Genomic DNA, 18,334 nt, shown 5'->3' on the forward strand with positions numbered 1-18,334 from the left:
TCACGTTGAAGCGTGACGTTATCCGCGCATTCGACCGAACTAGGGAATTTTATGAATAACGATATCGAAAGAGAGTTCAATCTTGGCGGCTCGATAGAGAAAGCATTATCGGGAAGTTATGAATTAAAAGTGGGAGATGTGCTCAAGGAAGCTTGGGGCATCACAGTCAAGCACTTTATTAATTTCACGCCCGCCATTTTTGCGCTGATTTTGGTGCAATTGGTGATCTTTTATTTTGCGTTCAAATTGCAGATCGGCGATCTCTCCGTGATTCTGTCTGTGTTTCAGGAGGGGGGCGCGCTCCCCGAAGGCCTTGTCCAAGCCATGTTTATCGCTAACTTTAGCTATGAAGTGATCAGCGCGCCGATTTATGCAGGGATCAGTTTAATGGCGATGAGTCACGCTGCAGGGCTAAAAACCCAAACTCGGCATATCACGAAAGGATTACAGTTTACAATTCCTGTTATCCTCGCCACTCTGTTCAGTTTATTGTTACAAGGTGTGGCAGGGATGATTTTGCCATTCCTTTCTATGTATTTATCTGTCGCTTTTAGTAACGCACTACTACTGATTTGTGAAAAGAAAGTTCCTCCTATGCAATCTTTGTTATTGTCATTACGAGCAGTGAATAAAAAGATTTTCCCGTTAATCGCTATCTATTCGATCTTAATGGTGCTGTTCATGATGGCCGTACTTCTGTACGGTATTGGGTTAGTGCTGTTCTTACCTTTCTTCTTTCATGTCAAAGGTATTATTTATCGCAATATGTTTGGCATTCGCTTGAAAATCATCGCAACGGATCAAGCTAAGTCTGACCAACCAGATAGCAATAACTCTTCTGGAATTTTTGATGCATAAGCGAATAAGCATTACCCTAGTTTGGTTAATCATTGTCATGATTGCCATCTTTGGTGTGTATCAATTCGAGAAACCTAAGAGGTTTAAATTACCTCTGCTTAGAGGTGAAGTGGTAGGTTCTGCCCCTGATTTTTCTGCAATTCGCGATATTTCTGAGCGGAAAGAGGCTTTTTTTAACTACCTAAAACCTGGGGTGATGTATGAAAATTCGCGAATTATTCAAGAGCGAACTATTTTGAAGCGGATAAAAAAGGATTTTTCCGACGGCCAACTCTCATCTCACAATCTGGCACAAGCACAACGTTTGGCTAACGCGTATTCGGTCGCGCTCACTGAAAACAACGTTGATACCACATGGTTAAAGGAAATGTTTCATCGCGTTGATGTGATACCTGAAGCCTTAGTCTTAACTCAAGCTGCGAATGAATCGGCATGGGGAACCTCAAGGTTTGCCAAAGAAGCCAACAACTATTTTGGTCAATGGTGCTATAGCGCAGGATGTGGCTTAGTACCGTTAGCGAGAGCGGAGGGAGCATTTCATGAAGTGGCTAAATTTGACAGCGTTCAAGACTCAATTCAAAGCTATTTTATGAATGTCAATCGTAATCCGGCTTATCGAGAATTACGTGAAATACGCTTCCAGCTTCGTCAGCAGAAAATCAATCCCAACAGCGATGAAAGTGCTAAAGCGATGAGCAATGGCCTTTTAAAATATTCCGAGCGTGGTGAAGCCTATGTGCGTGATTTACAAGCCATGATGTTAGCGAATCAAGAATATTGGAACGATAATTAAAATGAAATCAAAATCTTACCTCCTACTTGCTCCTTTGTTTTTAAGCCTAAGTGCTCCAGCTTCGGCGCAGCAATATATGTTTACCTACAGCAAGTTGTTCTCTCAAATGAAAAGCAACACGAAAGAAGACCATCCTGATGTAAAAATGGGGATTTTCTTTGTTGATGCACAGAGTAAGCAAAACTGCGTGATAGAAAAAGCGTGGATGGAAAAGGAAGCACACTACGAAGAGTTACCTATTGGCCCTAGTAATGAGCTGGTGATCCCACTCGATAATAATCTGAGACAGGCGAATCCATTAGTTTTTGTGAATACACCTCAAGATAAACGCTGTGATTATTCTATGGTGGTGATGGCGAAAGAGTCGTTTGAGGGTAAAGTGACTTATCAGGAAGTCGAGATCTTGTTGCCGCAGATGCAGGTAATGCTTGAACAGCTTGGCGGTATGTTCGCCAGTTGGTTTACGCCCGCGGTTGAAGGCGTTACCTTAGAATTCGCCCCAGAGACAGAGGGCATGATTACGTTCAGTAATGGCCAATCCATTGCTATTGTGAATCACAAGGCACAAGTTGCGTTAACGCAAATTGGTAAAGAAGGGTGGATGCAACTGCCCGCTCCAGCTTTGCGAGTTTTACCTTACTTACCTTCTGCAAAAAAGTAAGCTTTAGCGATTGAAAGACATAAAACAAAGGCTGTCAGTATACAGCCTTTGTTTGTTTTTATTCTTTTGAAGCCACTTAGATATTAGTGACATTGAGTTGGAGTGATGGGTCAAACTCCATCACTAAGTCTTCATCTTCCACGACTTGCGGTGCAATTTCTTCTTTATCAAAGCCAATATCGCCACCATTAATGACGCCAGAGTTTTTATCAATCGATTTAAAATCGAACAAAGAGAAGTCTGCTAGGTGGCTTGGCACCACGTTTTGCATGGCTCTAAACATGGTTTCAATGCGGCCTGGGAAGCGTTTATCCCAGTCATTGAGCATCTGTTTTACCGCTTGGCGCTGTAAGTTAGGCTGTGAGCCACACAAGTTACATGGAATGATCGGGTAGCCGCGCATATCTGAATATTTGATGATGTCTTTCTCACGGCAGTAGGCCAGCGGGCGAATAACCACATGTTCGCCGTTGTCTGATACTAGCTTAGGTGGCATACCTTTCATTTTGCCGCCGTAGAACATATTCAGGAACAGAGTTTCTAAGATGTCATCACGATGGTGACCCAAAGCAATCTTGGTTGCTCCTAATTCTTTGGCGGTACGGTATAAGATACCGCGACGCAGGCGAGAGCACAGTGCGCAGGTAGTTTTGCCTTCAGGCACTTTATCTTGCACGATGGAGTAGGTATCTTCTTCAACGATCTTGTACTCAACCCCCAAACTCTCTAGGTATTCAGGCAAGACATGCTCAGGAAATCCCGGTTGTTTTTGATCGAGATTAACAGCAACCAATTCAAAAGAGATAGGCGCACTTTTTTGCAGGCTCATCAAAATATCCAGCATGGTAAAGCTGTCTTTACCGCCAGATAGACATACCATAATCCGGTCGCCATCTTCGATCATATTAAAGTCTGCAATTGCTTGACCAGTATTACGACGAATACGTTTTTGCAACTTATTGAAATTGTATTGTTGGGCTTTGGTCAACTCTTGAGTTTGCGCTGTCATTGCTTGCTATCTTAAATCTCAGAACAAAATGAAGTGCGTATGATACGGATAAATAGAAGAGATACCAGATCTATAGTGTGAAGAGATAAAAAATCCCTGCCATACGGCAGGGACTGCTGAGAAGTATTAAATGCTTGTCTGTGGATCGAGAGGGCTTACGTAGCCATTGGGTTTGAGGGCAAGAACATCACAGTTAATTTTATCGATGACATGTTCTGCAGTGTTGCCGATAAATACCGCCGAAAGTCCCGTTCTACCTGTCGTGCCCAAAATCACCATGGCAGCATTAAGCTGCTTGGCCGCTTCTGGGATCACATCTTCGGGCAATCCTTGCTGGACAAGCGTTTGCTCTTCACTTAAACCATGCTTTTGGCGAAGAGCCTTCATCGCCGTAAGGTGATGTCCTCGAACCGCATCGGTATAGGTGGTTGGGTCAAACTCCGGCAGCTCAATAGTGATGTTGGCTGGAGTGACTGGATAAGCGTTGACAAGATAAGGGCTCGCTCCTAAGCGTTTGCTCAAATTAAGGAGCTGTTCGACCATACGATCATTCAAATCGATATGGGTATCTAGCTCAGAGCCAACATGCACAGAGGCAATGATATTGGCATTTTCTGGCCAGTTAGCATTTTTGACTAACAAGACCGGTGTCGGGCATTTACGCATCAAGTGCCAATCGGTTGGAGTGAAAATAACGGACTCTAGCATGTCGTGTTTGCGGGTCGCTTTGATCAGGATATCGTGTTCACCCGCAAATATTTCACCAATAATCGCTTCGTAAGGGCGGTTGTGCCACACCACTTTAATGTCAAACTGAACGGATTTATCTAGGTAAGGCTCTGCAATAGAGCGCATCCACTGTTCTCGTTGATGGATCACCCCTTTGCGCATGGCATCACGCTCTTCGAGAGAAAGCATGGAGGTCATGTCATAAGAAAAATCGTAAATCGATAGGAAAAAAGTGATATGGCTGACGGAGGTGCTTTTTTGCGCCAGTTGCATTGCCCGAGCCAAAGCAGGTTGTTCATCATGGTTGATATCAGCCACGACAAGAATTTTACTGTAAATGCTCATGAGAAACTCCTTGTTCAGTGAGGAGGTTTGTTAGCTTCACTTTAGCTTAGTTATGAGCAGAGTTTTAGTAAAAATAAGAGGTATTTGGAAGAAATATGATGCATATCCGTCCTACTTGAAGCTGCAGCGGTGTTGGCTACGTTCGTTCACCCCAATCACATAGTCTGTCTATGCTCATGGGGATTCACTCACTTGCCGCCTACCTGCAACTCCAAGTAGTTTGGGTATAGCTCATTAAGAGCTACATCATTGAAGTTATTTAGATTCTTTAGAGACGCCAGCCAATTCCATCAATTCTGCATGGTTGAGAATAGTGATGTATTTGCCTTTAACACTTAGGATTTCTGATTTTTGGAAACGACCTAGCAAGCGGCTGATGGTTTCAACAGTAAGGCCAAGGTAGTTACCAATATCACCACGTGTCATGGTGAGACGAAACTCTCTTGGGCTAAAACCGCGTTGAGAGAAACGAGTAGAAAGGTTGTACAAGAAGGCCGCTAAACGTTCTTCAGCGTTCTTCTTTGAAAGCAGCAGGATCATCTCCTGATCGCCTTTAATTTCGTTACTCATCAAACGCATGATTTGTTGACGTAGTTTCGGCATTTTACCAGACAGATCATCTAAGATTTCATACGGGATTTCGCAAACCATTGAAGTTTCAAGTGCTTGAGCAAAGCTGGGATGTTGATCATCGGTTATTGCATCAAAACCAACCAAATCGCCCGCTAAGTGGAAGGCTGTGATTTGCTCATCACCTTGTTCGGTGATGGTGTAGCTTTTGATCGTACCAGAACGAATTGCGTAAAGAGATCTCAGTTCGTCACCTGCTTTAAACAGTTCCTGACCTTTCTGAATGGGTTTTTTACGCTCGATGATCTGGTCAAGCTGGTCAAGCTCAGACTCATTCAAGGTAAAGGGGATACAGAGTTGACTAATGCTGCAATCTTGACAGTGAATAGCACAACCACCCGATTGAATGCGCTTCGCAGCAGGCTTTTCAGAAATCATAACAACCTTCACTAATTGATGTACGTCAATATTTTAGCATTGCTTAACCCCAAAGGGTAGTCAAAATAAATCATCAATGATTGAGCATCAGCTCATATTGCACATTAATTTTACGGCATCGTAAGCAGTATACAAACCGTAAGTAATGATCAGTAATGCAGCACCACGGCGAACAAAAATCGATTTTTGCCAATAGGTTATTTTAGTAACCCCCCAACCAGTAGCGAGCATGGCTGGCAGTGTACCAAGACCAAAAGCGAGCATTATAGCGGCGCCTTGAGAAAAACTTCCCGCGACCGCAGCCCAAGTCAACATCGAGTACACTAAACCGCAAGGTAGCCAGCCCCAAATAAGGCCAAAAGGTAAGGCATGCCACTGTTTTTTTAATGGCAAAAACGATTTGCCAAGTGGAGAGATCAACGGCCAAATTTTTTGTCCGATTTTTTCCAGCCATAATAGGCCAAACCACCAACGGCCTATATATAAACCGAGCACCACCATAAGCAGTGCGGCTAGTATTCTTAGCCAAGTCAGCGCTGATTGAATATCGATCAATGCGGTTAATGAAGAGGTGAGGCCTCCGACAATGCCGCCTATTATGGCATAGCTCAGCAAACGGCCGAGGTTATAGTAAAGTAATAATCTTGGCGAACGATGAGGTTGATTGAGTGAAAGAAGGCCACTGATCCCACCACACATACCCAGGCAATGACCTGCGCCCAGTAATCCAACCACCCAAGCACCGATATAATCAGGGGTCACTCTTTATCCTTGTTAGGCTTTTCATCATCATCAAATAAAATGTTATGTCCTTGCCGCTCAAGGTCTTCAAACTGATCTTTTTTGACTGCCCAAATAAATATTACGCAGGCTAAAGCGGTAAAGAGTATCGCGGCAGGCACAAGTATAAAAAAACTATCCATGGTATTTAAGTAACCTCATTGAGTTGGCAATCACAACCACAGAGCTGAGAGACATACCGAGTGATGCGATATAAGGGGGAACATAACCCATGATCGCTAGTGGTAAAATCAATATGTTGTAAAAAAAGGACAACCACAAATTTTCTTTGATTACACTTCGTGTTTTAAAGGCTAATTCTCTTGCTTTTAATAAGTTCATCAACTTGTCATTGAGTAAAACCATATCTGCTGAAGCCTTTGCGATATCTGTACCACCGCCCATAGCGACTGATAGGTGAGCGCCGGATAATGTGGGAGCATCGTTGATGCCGTCACCGACCATTAGAGTGATATCCGATTTTGGTAAGTTGCTGACGTACTCCAGTTTTTGCTCGGGACTGACTTGAGCAACCACCTGGGAGATCCCAAGCTGCTGCGCGACCTGCTCAACATTAGCAAGGTTATCACCAGAAAGGAGTGTGATCTTAATCCCTGACTTTTTGAGATGAGTGATCAGATCTAAGCTGTCTTTACGGATTGGATCTTGATAGAAAAAAGTCGCCAGAGGCTGTCCATTACGGCTCAAATAAACGCAATCTGTTGTGGCCAAATCAATGTCACTGTGCTGAGTGTTAAGAGCATACTGCGCTGAACCCAAACGGAGTTGCTGGCCTTGCCATAGCCCTTCAATTCCAGATCCTATTACATTCGTTACATGACTGACTTGGATTGAACTGTCGAAAAAGCGTCTAAAAGCGTGTGCGATAGGATGGTTAGCATGCTGTTCTAGACTTGCTGCAATTTTCAGACAGAGTTCAGCATCAAAGGCTTTCTCGTGAATAACCGTATTAGTAATTTCAACACGCCCCTCAGTTAAGGTGCCAGTTTTATCCATTATGATATGGTTAACTTTACATAAAGTTTCAAAAATATGCCCTTTACGAAGCAGTAGACCAAAGTGACTCAGCCGAGAAGTGGCACAAGTAATCGCCGTTGGAGTGGCAAGAGCTAACGCACACGGGCATGTGGCGACCAACACGGACAGCATGATCCAAAATGCATCTTCAGGGCGATAAAAATGCCAAAATAGCCAGGTTCCAGCACCAACGACTAAAGTGGCGATGACAAAATACTGTGAAACTTGATCAGCAATTCTAGCGATTTTGGGTTTATTAATTTGCGCATTATTTTGGATACGGACAATATTTGAAATCATCGAATTGAGTTTGCTTTTTTCCACGCGCATGATGAAGGCTTCATCCCCATTGACTGTACCCGCATACACATGATCACCCACTCCTTTCGTAATGGGTATGGATTCTCCCGTGAGCATGGCTTCATTCAAATAACTCGCTCCTGAGGTGATGACTCCATCGGCGGGGATTGCGTCACCGGGTAACACTCTGACCGAGTCACCCACATTAAGGTGCTTCACTGCAACTTGGGTACCATCTTCTAAATGGGCAAAATGAGGTACAAGTTTGAGTAAGTTGGCACTGTGTGCGGTGGCCTCTCGGCGAGCTTTCATTTCAAAATAGCGACCTAACAACAAGAAGAATGCAAACATGGTGACGGCTTCATAGAACACTTCGCCGGACTGATTGATTGTTGCCACAATACTGGCCACATAAGCTAGGATCATAGCAATAGAAACGGGTACATCCATACTTGGTGCTTTAGCTTTTAAACTACGCCACGCACTTTGATAAAATGGCCAGGCAGAATAAAGCATGACAGGAGTTGCAAAAAATAGGCTGACAATTCGGAAGTAGTGTTTAAAGGCGTCATCAAGATCAGAAAACACTTCGAGATAAAGAGCGACGGCGACCATCATGACTTGCATGGAAGCAATACCCGCAATACCTATGCGGTATAAATATTGACGAGTGGCTTGATGATAAGCTTGCTCTTGTTCATCTTGTTCAAAAGGTGAGACTTTGTAACCTAATTTATGAATTTGAGTAATAAGCTGACTCAATTTTGTTTTAGTCGGATCCCACACTAATCTTGCTCGGTGGGTAAGAGTATTCACATTAACCTCACACACGCCGGATTGCTTGACCATATGTTTTTCAATCAGCCAAGCACATGCGGCACATGAGACTCCATCAATACTTAACGTAACTTCGTTATTGTTTTGATTTTTTAAAACAAAATCTTCTTGAATCGCTTCATCATCATAGCGATGGAGGTTTTGCAGCTCGTCTGGAACTAGGTCGTACTTTTCAGCTTTCTTTTGGCGAAACTGATAATAAGACTCTAGGTTATTTGCCACAATCATTTTAGCTACAGCATGACAGCCTGGGCAGCACATATCTCGGCTTTCACCAAGGATATCAACGCGGTAGTTCGTGTTGACTGGTACATCTTCACCACAGTGATAACACGTTTTGTCCATGAGCTTAGTTCATTAACGCAGTTGAAGAAGAGGGAAAGGTGACGCGACCTTGAACAAGCCATTGACCATCATGAGGGGCAAGTTCAATAAACCAAGGTCCTTGCAGTTCATTATCAAGAGTTAATCGATAAATCCCTTTTGCATCTGCTGTAATAAGTTGGGAAAAATCGCGATCAGGCAGTGTGCGATGAGCAAACATGGCTTGAATAGCAGGGAAGTGAGCAAGTTGACCTTTGTCGAATTCAATGATGACCGTACTACCCTCAGAGTGAACGGTAGCATTCAATCCCAACTCTTTGGCGACATTGATTTTGGTGAGATCAATATTAATGCCTTTGCCTTTTTTATAGTAATCCTCAGTGACTAATGAAACGGAGTTATTTGCAAAGACAATAACGGTGATGACCGTCCAGATCACTACGGTAAGAGGTAGTATGATCAGGAACCAAGGCCAAAATTGTTTATACCAAGGCTTTACCATAATAAAGTTCTCTACAACGAAAAGAGGTTAAAAAATATAAGGAAGACAGCCCCTTGGAAAGGGGCTGTTATTAGAATGTTACTTATTCTCTGAGTTGCTTAAACTCCATACGTAGGCTGCGACCAATTGCACTTTGTCTTCACCTAAAATGTCGTTCCATGCTGGCATTACCCCAGAGCGGCCATTCATCACCACATCTGTTACTTCTGCGCGTGAATCGCCAAATAACCAGTCATTATCCGTTAGGTTTGGCGCACCAAAGGCTGGGTTACCTTTACCGTCAGTACCATGACACGCAGAGCAAACTGCAAAACGAGCTTTACCTGCTTCTGCCTCTTTAGCATTCACAGAACGACCCGATAGGCTTAAGGTGTAACTAACGACTTCCTTCACACCTTGTTCGCCTAAAATATCTTTCCATGCTGGCATTTGGCCAATACGACCATGGCGAATGGTGGTCACAATCGCTTGTGGTTCACCACCGTACAGCCATGCATCATCAGTCAAGTTAGGAAAGCCTTTTTGACCACGAGCATCGGAGCCGTGACATTGAGAGCAGTTCTGTAAAAACAGGCGTTGACCCACTTTTAATGCATCACTATCGGCAGCGATATCGGGGATTTCGCGTAAGTTAGTGGTGCCTTCTTGATAAGCCAAACGTTTAAAAGCTTCACCGTAGTAAGTTTCAGCATCGTCCAGTTCTTTTGAATACTGAACCAGTTGCTTGTTTTGCTGTGCAGCAGCAATAGAAGCTCGTGATTCTTCAATAGAACGTACGGTTTGATCCGAACTTTGCCAGCCTAGAACGCCTTTAAAGCTGCCTAAGCCTGGGTAAAGAGTTAAATATATGGCAGCAAAAATGAACGTTCCGATAAATAGGTATGTCCACCACTTAGGTAAAGGGTTGTTCAGTTCACGAATACCATCATATTCGTGTCCCATATCAATGCCTTCCTCGACACCCATTTTGTCTTTCAAGCACCAAATGAGCAGAATTGCGCAACCTAACAAAGTACCAACGGTTATGACAATAATCCAAAGACTCCAGAATGTAGTCATGACTTGGTTACTCCTTTTTGATCCTGTTGTGCTGGATGTTCATCAGCGAAAATAGAATTTGCTGCCTCATCGAAACGCGATTTGCGTTTTTTACTGTAAGCCCAAATCACAATGCCAATAAAACTTATGAACAGCACAACAGTGTAAATACTGTGAATTATGCCGAAATCCATAGATAACTCCCTGTTATTTCATTGCATGGCCAAGTGATTGCAGATAAGCAATGATGGCATCCATCTCTGTTTTACCTTCAACATCTTTAGCTGCATTAGCAATCTGTTCATCCGTATACGGGACGCCAAATTGATTGCGGAACAGGTCGAGTTTCTTCTGGGTTAACTGGCCATCTAACACATTTTTTTCAAGCCATGGAAAACCTGGCATGTTCGATTCAGGAACCAGCTCTCTAGGATTGATTAAGTGAACACGATGCCATTCATCAGAATAACGACCGCCGACACGTGCTAAGTCAGGGCCTGTACGCTTAGAACCCCAAAGGAATGGATGCTCCCAAACGCCTTCACCTGCTACTGAATAATGACCATAGCGTTCCGTTTCTGAGCGGAATGGGCGAATCATTTGGCTGTGACACACATTACAGCCTTCGCGGATGTAGATATCACGACCTTCCATTTCAAGAGCCGTATAGGGGCGTAGATTGCTCACAGGTTCAGTGGTTTGCTTTTGGAAAATCAAAGGCGTGATTTCGACCAAAGCCCCCCAACTGATTGCGAACACAATAAAGATAACCAACAGACCGACATTACGTTCAATAATCTCATGGCGATTATTAGAATTAGAACTCATTGCTTCATTCTCCTTATGCCGGTTGAGGGATAGCTTTCAAGCTATCTTTAGGTGCTGCAATCGTCTTATAAGCGTTGTACGCCATTAAGAACATGCCGATCAAAAAGATGAAGCCACCGATGAAGCGCACGGTATAGAACGGATATGACGCTTGCACTGACTCGACAAAGCTATAGGTTAATGTGCCGTCAGAGTTGACTGCACGCCACATCAGACCTTGCATTACACCGGAAATCCACATCGAGACGATATACAGAACCGTACCGATAGTTGCTAACCAGAAGTGAGCATTGATCAGACTGACAGAGTACATGCGCTCTTGTCCAAAAAGACGTGGGATAAGATGGTAAACAGAACCGATCGATACCATAGCTACCCAACCAAGAGCACCAGAGTGAACGTGACCAATCGTCCAGTCGGTGTAGTGGGATAGTGCATTGACGGTCTTGATTGACATCATCGGGCCTTCAAACGTAGACATGCCGTAGAAGGACAGAGAAACGATCAAGAAACGGAGAATCGGATCATAGCGCAGCTTATGCCATGCACCAGAAAGAGTCATGATACCGTTGATCATTCCACCCCAAGAGGGGGCGAACAGCACGAGAGACATTACCATGCCCAAAGACTGAGTCCAGTCAGGTAGTGCGGTGTAATGCAAATGGTGCGGACCTGCCCAAATATAGAGAGAAATCAGAGCCCAAAAGTGAACGATAGACAGACGGTAAGAGTAGACTGGGCGTTCAGCTTGTTTAGGAACAAAGTAGTACATCATGCCTAGGAAGCCAGCCGTGAGCAGGAAACCTACAGCGTTGTGACCATACCACCATTGCACCATGGCATCGACGGCACCTGCGTAGATTGAGTAAGACTTACCCATCGAAACGGGGAGGGCCATACTGTTTACAATGTGCAATACCGCAACGGTAATAATAAAGGCACCGAAGAACCAGTTAGCCACGTAAATATGAGATGTTTTACGTTTTACTAGGGTTCCAAAGAACACAACCGCATAAGCGACCCAAACCGCTGCGATGGCGATGTCGATTGGCCATTCCAGTTCTGCGTACTCTTTACCTGAGGTATAACCCAAAGGTAAGGTGATTGCAGCGGAAACGATAATCGCTTGCCATCCCCAAAAGGTAAAGGGAACTAACGGTCCACCGAACAGACGAGTTTGGCAAGTACGCTGTACAACATAATATGATGTTGCAAACAGGGCGCTTGTACCAAACGCAAAAATTACCGCATTAGTATGCAGAGGACGTAAGCGACTGTACGTCAACCACGGCGTATCAAAGTTTAGCTGTGGCCAAACTAATTGAGCGGCAATCAAAACCCCTACAGCCATACCGACGATACCCCAGAGAATTGTTACCAGGGTAAATTGGCGGACCACGGTATAGTTGTAGTTTTGTTCAAGCTGCTTTTCTTGGCTCATTTGCATGCTTCCAATGTTTAATTAACTACACTTTTACTTCCAACACGACTTTCGTCGTAACACCACCCAAATCCACAACAAAAACAATGACATCTAAACTGTTAATTCTTGTTGCTGACTTTATGAAAAAGTGGCATTTTCAACGTCCAACTATACTTCAATTAACAATTCAATGACAGTGTAGTAACCTTACACTCCATCAGGTTTTGGCCTTTTATTTCAAAAATTTGAAGTTTGTTACACGAGGAACCCGCGTTCATGGCAGCCGAAAAACTCACAAAAGCCCGACTTGTTCAAATCCTAGTCACCTTGCTGGTTTTGATTAGTGCTTTTCTATGGCGAACCTTCTCACATGAAAGTGTTACACTCATCACCTGTGGAATGGAAAAGCCTTGTCAATTTGATATAGAGGGGAAGCGGGTGACTGTCTCTCAACTCGTGTCACAAGATGTCCCCAAGTTCTCCATTGAGCCATGGGATGAGCAATGGTCAATCGACGTAAATGGTTCGACGGAATACCAGTCTGGAGTGCTATTCTTTTCCCCAAAAGCTCAAAACAACATCGAACTTAAAATTAACCATGGCATCACACTAAAACTGCGTTACCTACCGTAGAATCATCAGTCAAAGCCTAAACCATAGATTGGCGCTATTTAAACACTTCAATATATCAGGTATAAATAGTGCCTTCTCCCATATGAAAAACTCGTTCAATGCGGCTAAAGACAACCGTTTCTACTCAAGTTGATGTCTATTCTTGCATCCATGAACTACAACAGTCTATGGATAGCAATGGCTTATCGAATTTAATCTGCTATTTCACCGAAGAATATGATGCGCAACTTTTATCTTCAGCGTTAAAGACTGCATTTCCCAGCATTCCAATTATCGGATGCTCTTCTTGTCGTGGCGTGATGACACAGGATGGCTATTTCCCCAACCCAGTAGTGGGAATTATGGGGATGTATGATAGTCCTCAGGCCGCTTACGGCACGGCATTGATCTCTCTCAGTGATAATGGCTCCATCCCTGAATTAATTGATCAAGCGATTGATAGTGCACTAGAAAGTGCCGATAGAACGGGAGAGTTACCTAGCCTTGTGCTTTTGCATGCCACCCCCGGTATTGAAGAAGTTTTGATTGAAGGAATCGATAACAAGTTTGGCTCTCAAGTCCCCATTATTGGCGGGAGTGCTGCGGATAATTTCATCAGTCAAAATTGGTCTATCTTCACGCAGGAAGGTGCTACCGATAAAGGTATTGCATTGCAACTGATGTTTCCATCGCAGTCGGTTTTTGGTGGATTCAGCGCTGGATATTCTCCAACCGAATTTTCTGGTGTGATCACGAAAGCCAAAGGTCGAGTGATTGAGGAAATCGATAACGAATCGGCCAGTGGACTCTATAAAGAGTGGATTGGGGATCACTCAGGAATTCAAATCACGGAACAGTACCTTTTCGAACATGTGACTCGGTTTCCTTTAGGAAGAGTGGTGGGAAAGGAGGAGAGCTGTTCACCGCAATATAAGCTTACTCACCCCGTGAGAAGGACTGAAAATGGCGGGCTAGAAATGTTTGCGAATGTGGAAGTCGGAGAGCAAGTAAGCTTGATGACGGGATCGCAAAGTCAGCTTATTGAACGTGTGACGCGCGTTATTCAGGAAGCGAGTTATAAAAGTTACCAAGATCGGGCGTTATTTGGTTCTTTAACTATATTCTGTGCTGGTTCCATGTTGAGGCTTGGTCAAGATATACATAAGGTTCAACAGAAAATAATGGAGCAGCTCAATGGTTGCGCTTTTATTTGTCCCTTCACTTTTGGAGAGCAAGGCCGTTTTATTAATGGTGAAAATGCGCACGGTAACTTAATGATTTCTTCTGTTGTATTTTATGAGGCATGAAAATGGATTCTGAATACACAGAGAAAGTCAATGAATTGACTCTTGAGTTACAAAGAAGTATTGAACGAGGAAAACAGCTTGCAGAAGAGAATAGGGTAATTCTTGCTGCTATCTCTGCATTCAGTGTTGCTACCAACAAAAATCATATCTTTGAGGAATTAAAAACATTATTGAATCGATATATTCAGTTTGATGATTTTATTGTTATTTCCAAAGATAAAAACGGTCACCAGTTTCGTACGGCGATTGCCTCAAACGCCTCATTTAATGATGTTGTTTGGCCAAACGGAGTTAAATTTCAGCGTGTGCTGAATGGTGAGTGCATTCTGTTATTTGAACCTTGTAAGTTAGATGAGTTTGCCTGCTTAATGGGGACGATTGAGAAGCCGATTTATTCCGCTTTGATTACTGGGATTCAAGCTCAAATCAGCGATTCCGTCCTCATCTTATTAGGACAGAATAAAGGTCAGTTTTCTCTCGAAGCAAAGGAGACGTTGTCACGTTTTAGGCCGCTGTTAGAAAGAGCTATCTCAGATATTGAACATAAAGAAGAGTTACAAAAACTCGTAGAAATAAGAACGCGTGAGTTGCGTTTGGCGCAAAAACTGGCAGAGCAAGCTAACCAATCTAAGTCCAACTTCCTCGCGATGATGAGCCATGAGCTCAGAACCCCGTTGAATGCGGTGCTTGGGTTGATTGATATTTTGCGTGGAGAGTCAACGAGTTACCAAGTTGAGTTGCTTGAGCAGATGGAAAATTCTGCCGAGCTTCTTCTCATTATCATCAATGATATTTTAGATTTGAGCCGAATCGAGTCCGGGCACTTTTCATTACACTGTCACTGGTTGGATCTGGAAAAGAAACTCGCCCAATCTTTGGTTTATCACAGACAGATTGCGCAAGATAAAGGTGTGCATTTTTATGTTCAATCGAATAAGAATCCAACATTAGAGTACTACACCGATTCGGCAAGACTCACGCAGATACTCTTTAATATTGTTGGTAACGCCATCAAGTTCACTAAACAAGGTCAAGTGGATGTAGTATTAGACTACACCAAGGATGGCGTCGTATTTCGAGTCAAAGATACAGGAATTGGGATTGAAAAGAATCGGGTAGAACAATTATTTACTCCCTTTATTCAGGCGGATAATTCAATTACAAGAAATTATGGTGGTACAGGGTTAGGCCTTGCGATTACCAAACATTTGGTTGAATTGATGGGAGGCACAATCCAAGTTGAAAGCGAGTTCGGTATAGGCACAACCTTTACTCTATATATTCCACTTCAATCTCGCTTGAAAAATATTAAACAGAGTACGTCCTCATCCCAACAAATCGTAAATGTAAAAAATCATCACATTCTTGTTGTGGAAGACACAAAGACCAATCAAATGGTCATTCAATTACTACTGAATAAGTTGGGCTATGATGTCACGATTGCAGAAAATGGGCTGCAAGCGGTGGAGCTTTTAGAAAGAAAACACGCATTTGATCTGGTGCTAATGGATATTTCCATGCCGATTATGGATGGTATTGCTGCAACCAAAATACTCCGAGAGAAACATATTGATATCCCCATTATCGCACTCACTGCTCACACCGCCGGAAGTGACAAACAAAACTGTATTGATGCGGGAATGAATGACATTGTACTAAAACCGATCCGCAGCAAAGACATCATGGAGGTTGTAAAGCGTTTCCTTAATCCATAGCTAGATTGCTAGACAAAAACCTGCATTAACCTGCGGATTCTCTACCGAATTCTTAACCTGCTATTCTCCCACTTGTTGCCTCCAAAGTTTGGCGTACAGCCCTTGTTGGGCAAGCAGTTCCTCATGTGTACCGCTTTCGGCAACTTGTCCTTCATCCAAGACAAAGATGTTGTCAGCATGGCGGATGGTATTGAGGCGATGAGCAATACTGATCACCGTTCGACCACGACATATTTCATCCATATTGCTCATGATTGCCGCTTCAGAATTGTAGTCGAGAGCGGAGGTCGCTTCATCCAGAAGTAAGATTCTGGGATTGACCAGCAAGGCTCTCGCTAAGGCGATACGTTGCCTTTGACCTCCCGAAAGCGCCGCACCTTTTTCCCCAACCGGCTGGTTAAAACCGTGGGGAAGTCCTTCAATAAATGCTAACGCACCTGCTAATTGAGCGGCATGACGGATTTCTTCATCGCTGGCTTGCGGTTTACATAAACGAATATTGTCCGCCACACTTCCGGAAAAAAGAATGCTCTCTTGTAGTACCACACTCATATTGCGGCGCAGAGACACGGGATCCGCAATCGCAAGATCCATTCCATCCACCAGCACTTGGCCATGTTGCGGAACGTACAAGCGTTGCAGCAGGCGAGTGAGTGTGCTTTTGCCTGAACCTGATGGTCCAGTAACGCCGATAAATTGCCCCGGTTTGATCTTGAGTGATAGATTGGCCAGTACCTCAGGGGTATCTTGGTGGTAACGAAAGCGAATGTTACTAAACTCAATGCCACCATCGAGTTCAGGCACGGACGCTAAGCCTTGTTTACTGTTTTCTCTCGGTTCATCGAGAATATCGCCAACCCTTCTCAGTGCGATAAGAGTGTGCTGAAAATCCTGCCAAATTTGTGCCAGTCGCAGAACGGGCTGAGTCACATGGCCTGCGAGCATATTGAAGGCCACTAGCTGACCGGGAGTGATTTCACCTTTGAGTACCGCGCTCACGCCCCACCAAAGCAGCAGTGCCGCCGTCAGCTTCTGCACCAGAGCGATAGCTTGCCCAGCGATGAGCCCCGATTTTTGTGCATCAAAGCTACGGTTTAGTTGCTGGCTAAGAATGCGTTGCCACTGCTTGAGAAAGCGATGCTCCGTTGCGGTCGTTTTGATGGTTTCAATACCGGTAACGGCTTCGGTCAAAAATGTCGTGGCATTAGCGTCGGACTCGTATTCAGATTCCACTTTTTTGCGGATCAGCGGTCCTGCAATCAACCACAACACAAAATAAATCACAAGCGAGCCAATCACTAACCAAGTCAGTGTACTGGCGTAATGGAACATGACAGCGAGAAAAACCGTCACAAAAATCAGATCCAGCAATAGCATCAAAGTCGAACCCGTCAGAAACTGACGGATTTGCGCCATTTCACGCACTCGCGCAATGATTTGCCCAGTTTGGCGCTGCTTGAAATAGGTTAATGGCAGACCGACTAAGTGACGATAGAGTCGGCCTGAAAGCTCGGCATTTACTTGGCTTGCAAGATGGCCAAATACGGTATTGCGTAAATAGCTGTATGCTGGCTCAGCTATCGCTAACGCTAACATCGCCAGCGCTAGCACATGCAAGCTTGATAGGCTTCGTCCCACGAGCACTTTATCGATAACATTTTCAAACAGCATCGGGCTAACCAGCGCAAATATCTGTAGCGCGATGGCGTAAAGAAACACATCTCGCAGTTGGCTTTTTTGACGAAGAATGGAAGGGGCGAACCAGCTTAAACCAAATTTGACCTCTTTGACGCTCAGAGACTCATCCGCAATCAGCATGACTTTGTGATGCGCGTTGGATTCAGCCGATGTGAACGAGAGTGTGTGCAGAGAGGCGGTTGCAGGATCGTAGGCCGTCCAACCGTTATCATCGGTTTGGATCATCACTTTCCAGCCACCCTGATATTCGATAAGAGCGGGGAGTGGCAGCGTATTGAACTCTGGAATACTGAGCTTTGTTATTTGGCTTTTCAGGCCAATATAGTCGGCGGCCTCTCTCATTTCCATATCAGTGAGATTGGCGTGGCTTACCCCTAGCGCGTGTTTCAGTTGAGAGCTGGTCGTTTTTTTGTGAAATTGCTGACCTGCGTAGACCACAGCTTCGATACCCCAATTAGTTCTTGGAGACCCTTGTGGTAACGTTTGTTCAGCAAGCCTGTGAGCGTCGGTTGTAAAACGGGTGTTCATT

General features: G+C 44.1%; 18 protein-coding genes. 6 read left to right on the plus strand and 12 right to left on the minus strand.

Annotated elements, in window-relative coordinates:
* Positions 1–51 precede the first annotated feature (51 nt).
* Genes R4537_RS11700 through R4537_RS11710 form a run of 3 tightly spaced genes read left to right on the plus strand, consistent with a single transcriptional unit; the run spans position 52 to position 2,312 of the window.
* Complete coding sequence (locus R4537_RS11700) at positions 52–858, plus strand: DUF2189 domain-containing protein (protein ID WP_001058043.1); 807 nt, start codon at positions 52–54, stop codon at positions 856–858.
* Positions 851–1,651 carry a glucosaminidase domain-containing protein gene (locus R4537_RS11705; RefSeq protein WP_071177919.1) on the plus strand — a complete coding sequence of 267 codons (801 nt, stop codon included), beginning with the start codon at positions 851–853 and terminating at the stop codon, positions 1,649–1,651. The genes R4537_RS11700 and R4537_RS11705 overlap by 8 nt, the downstream gene beginning before the upstream one ends.
* A gap of 1 nt (position 1,652) precedes the next feature.
* Positions 1,653–2,312 carry a DUF2987 domain-containing protein gene (locus R4537_RS11710; protein WP_071177920.1) on the plus strand — a complete coding sequence of 220 codons (660 nt, stop codon included), beginning with the start codon at positions 1,653–1,655 and terminating at the stop codon, positions 2,310–2,312.
* A gap of 76 nt (positions 2,313–2,388) precedes the next feature.
* On the opposite strand, the gene ttcA is transcribed toward R4537_RS11710, so the two are convergent.
* The 11 genes from ttcA to ccoN form a co-directional block, all read right to left on the minus strand.
* Positions 2,389–3,321, minus strand: a complete 933-nt coding sequence (gene ttcA, locus R4537_RS11715; protein WP_000126827.1) for a tRNA 2-thiocytidine(32) synthetase TtcA — start codon at positions 3,319–3,321, stop codon at positions 2,389–2,391.
* Positions 3,322–3,447: 126 nt separating this feature from the next.
* Complete coding sequence (gene uspE / locus R4537_RS11720; RefSeq protein WP_000029917.1) at positions 3,448–4,395, minus strand: universal stress protein UspE; 948 nt, start codon at positions 4,393–4,395, stop codon at positions 3,448–3,450.
* A gap of 255 nt (positions 4,396–4,650) precedes the next feature.
* A complete protein-coding gene (locus R4537_RS11725; protein WP_000622573.1) occupies positions 4,651–5,403 on the minus strand; it encodes an FNR family transcription factor in 753 nt (250 codons plus the stop codon).
* Between the two features lie 87 nt (positions 5,404–5,490).
* Positions 5,491–6,165, minus strand: coding sequence for a sulfite exporter TauE/SafE family protein (locus R4537_RS11730; protein ID WP_071177921.1), 675 nt, complete (start codon positions 6,163–6,165; stop codon positions 5,491–5,493).
* Positions 6,162–6,326 (minus strand): cbb3-type cytochrome oxidase assembly protein CcoS, encoded by a 165-nt coding sequence (gene ccoS, locus R4537_RS11735; RefSeq protein WP_071177922.1) that lies wholly within the window; start codon positions 6,324–6,326, stop codon positions 6,162–6,164. The genes R4537_RS11730 and ccoS overlap by 4 nt, the downstream gene beginning before the upstream one ends.
* On the minus strand, positions 6,319–8,703 hold the full coding sequence (locus tag R4537_RS11740) for a heavy metal translocating P-type ATPase (RefSeq protein ID WP_071177923.1): 2,385 nt from the start codon (positions 8,701–8,703) through the stop codon (positions 6,319–6,321). The genes ccoS and R4537_RS11740 overlap by 8 nt, the downstream gene beginning before the upstream one ends.
* 4 nt (positions 8,704–8,707) lie before the next feature.
* Entirely contained in the window at positions 8,708–9,184 is a 477-nt protein-coding gene (locus tag R4537_RS11745; protein ID WP_000240590.1) for a FixH family protein, read from the minus strand.
* A gap of 78 nt (positions 9,185–9,262) precedes the next feature.
* Positions 9,263–10,243, minus strand: a complete 981-nt coding sequence (gene ccoP / locus R4537_RS11750; protein WP_071177924.1) for a cytochrome-c oxidase, cbb3-type subunit III — start codon at positions 10,241–10,243, stop codon at positions 9,263–9,265.
* Positions 10,240–10,416, minus strand: a complete 177-nt coding sequence (locus tag R4537_RS11755; protein WP_000345478.1) for a cbb3-type cytochrome oxidase subunit 3 — start codon at positions 10,414–10,416, stop codon at positions 10,240–10,242. The genes ccoP and R4537_RS11755 overlap by 4 nt, the downstream gene beginning before the upstream one ends.
* Before the next feature lie 13 nt (positions 10,417–10,429).
* Positions 10,430–11,050, minus strand: coding sequence for a cytochrome-c oxidase, cbb3-type subunit II (gene ccoO / locus R4537_RS11760; protein ID WP_000097775.1), 621 nt, complete (start codon positions 11,048–11,050; stop codon positions 10,430–10,432).
* Between the two features lie 13 nt (positions 11,051–11,063).
* Complete coding sequence (gene ccoN, locus R4537_RS11765) at positions 11,064–12,491, minus strand: cytochrome-c oxidase, cbb3-type subunit I (protein WP_000076728.1); 1,428 nt, start codon at positions 12,489–12,491, stop codon at positions 11,064–11,066.
* Positions 12,492–12,749: 258 nt separating this feature from the next.
* On the opposite strand from ccoN, the gene R4537_RS11770 reads away from it, so the two are divergent.
* From R4537_RS11770 to R4537_RS11780, 3 genes are all read left to right on the plus strand, one after another.
* The gene (locus R4537_RS11770) at positions 12,750–13,106 is read left to right on the plus strand and encodes a hypothetical protein (protein WP_071177925.1); all 357 of its coding nucleotides are present in this window, start codon (positions 12,750–12,752) and stop codon (positions 13,104–13,106) included.
* Between the two features lie 167 nt (positions 13,107–13,273).
* Positions 13,274–14,392, plus strand: coding sequence for an FIST signal transduction protein (locus R4537_RS11775; RefSeq protein WP_175463823.1), 1,119 nt, complete (start codon positions 13,274–13,276; stop codon positions 14,390–14,392).
* Positions 14,393–14,394: 2 nt separating this feature from the next.
* Positions 14,395–16,107, plus strand: a complete 1,713-nt coding sequence (locus R4537_RS11780; protein ID WP_071177926.1) for an ATP-binding protein — start codon at positions 14,395–14,397, stop codon at positions 16,105–16,107.
* Between the two features lie 60 nt (positions 16,108–16,167).
* Here the strand turns inward: R4537_RS11780 and R4537_RS11785 are convergent, their stop codons facing one another.
* Positions 16,168–18,333, minus strand: coding sequence for a type I secretion system permease/ATPase (locus R4537_RS11785; RefSeq protein WP_071177927.1), 2,166 nt, complete (start codon positions 18,331–18,333; stop codon positions 16,168–16,170).
* Position 18,334 lies beyond the last annotated feature (1 nt).

The sequence above is a fragment of the Vibrio paracholerae genome, from assembly GCF_037672085.1.
In the GTDB taxonomy this organism is placed as follows: Bacteria; Pseudomonadota; Gammaproteobacteria; order Enterobacterales; family Vibrionaceae; genus Vibrio; species Vibrio cholerae.

What these genes read in the sequence shown, in the direction of transcription:
- uspE (WP_000029917.1), bottom strand. Translation starts at nt 4,395, where the DNA reads ATGAGCATTTACAGTAAAATTCTTGTCGTGGCTGATATCAACCATGAT.
- ccoO (WP_000097775.1), bottom strand. Translation starts at nt 11,050, where the DNA reads ATGAGTTCTAATTCTAATAATCGCCATGAGATTATTGAACGTAATGTC.
- R4537_RS11780 (WP_071177926.1), top strand. Translation starts at nt 14,395, where the DNA reads ATGGATTCTGAATACACAGAGAAAGTCAATGAATTGACTCTTGAGTTA.
- R4537_RS11775 (WP_175463823.1), top strand. Translation starts at nt 13,274, where the DNA reads ATGGATAGCAATGGCTTATCGAATTTAATCTGCTATTTCACCGAAGAA.
- R4537_RS11785 (WP_071177927.1), bottom strand. Translation starts at nt 18,333, where the DNA reads ATGAACACCCGTTTTACAACCGACGCTCACAGGCTTGCTGAACAAACG.
- R4537_RS11705 (WP_071177919.1), top strand. Translation starts at nt 851, where the DNA reads ATGCATAAGCGAATAAGCATTACCCTAGTTTGGTTAATCATTGTCATG.
- ttcA (WP_000126827.1), bottom strand. Translation starts at nt 3,321, where the DNA reads ATGACAGCGCAAACTCAAGAGTTGACCAAAGCCCAACAATACAATTTC.
- R4537_RS11700 (WP_001058043.1), top strand. Translation starts at nt 52, where the DNA reads ATGAATAACGATATCGAAAGAGAGTTCAATCTTGGCGGCTCGATAGAG.
- R4537_RS11745 (WP_000240590.1), bottom strand. Translation starts at nt 9,184, where the DNA reads ATGGTAAAGCCTTGGTATAAACAATTTTGGCCTTGGTTCCTGATCATA.
- R4537_RS11725 (WP_000622573.1), bottom strand. Translation starts at nt 5,403, where the DNA reads ATGATTTCTGAAAAGCCTGCTGCGAAGCGCATTCAATCGGGTGGTTGT.
- R4537_RS11770 (WP_071177925.1), top strand. Translation starts at nt 12,750, where the DNA reads ATGGCAGCCGAAAAACTCACAAAAGCCCGACTTGTTCAAATCCTAGTC.
- ccoP (WP_071177924.1), bottom strand. Translation starts at nt 10,243, where the DNA reads ATGACTACATTCTGGAGTCTTTGGATTATTGTCATAACCGTTGGTACT.
- ccoN (WP_000076728.1), bottom strand. Translation starts at nt 12,491, where the DNA reads ATGAGCCAAGAAAAGCAGCTTGAACAAAACTACAACTATACCGTGGTC.
- ccoS (WP_071177922.1), bottom strand. Translation starts at nt 6,326, where the DNA reads ATGGATAGTTTTTTTATACTTGTGCCTGCCGCGATACTCTTTACCGCT.
- R4537_RS11740 (WP_071177923.1), bottom strand. Translation starts at nt 8,703, where the DNA reads ATGGACAAAACGTGTTATCACTGTGGTGAAGATGTACCAGTCAACACG.
- R4537_RS11755 (WP_000345478.1), bottom strand. Translation starts at nt 10,416, where the DNA reads ATGGATTTCGGCATAATTCACAGTATTTACACTGTTGTGCTGTTCATA.
- R4537_RS11710 (WP_071177920.1), top strand. Translation starts at nt 1,653, where the DNA reads ATGAAATCAAAATCTTACCTCCTACTTGCTCCTTTGTTTTTAAGCCTA.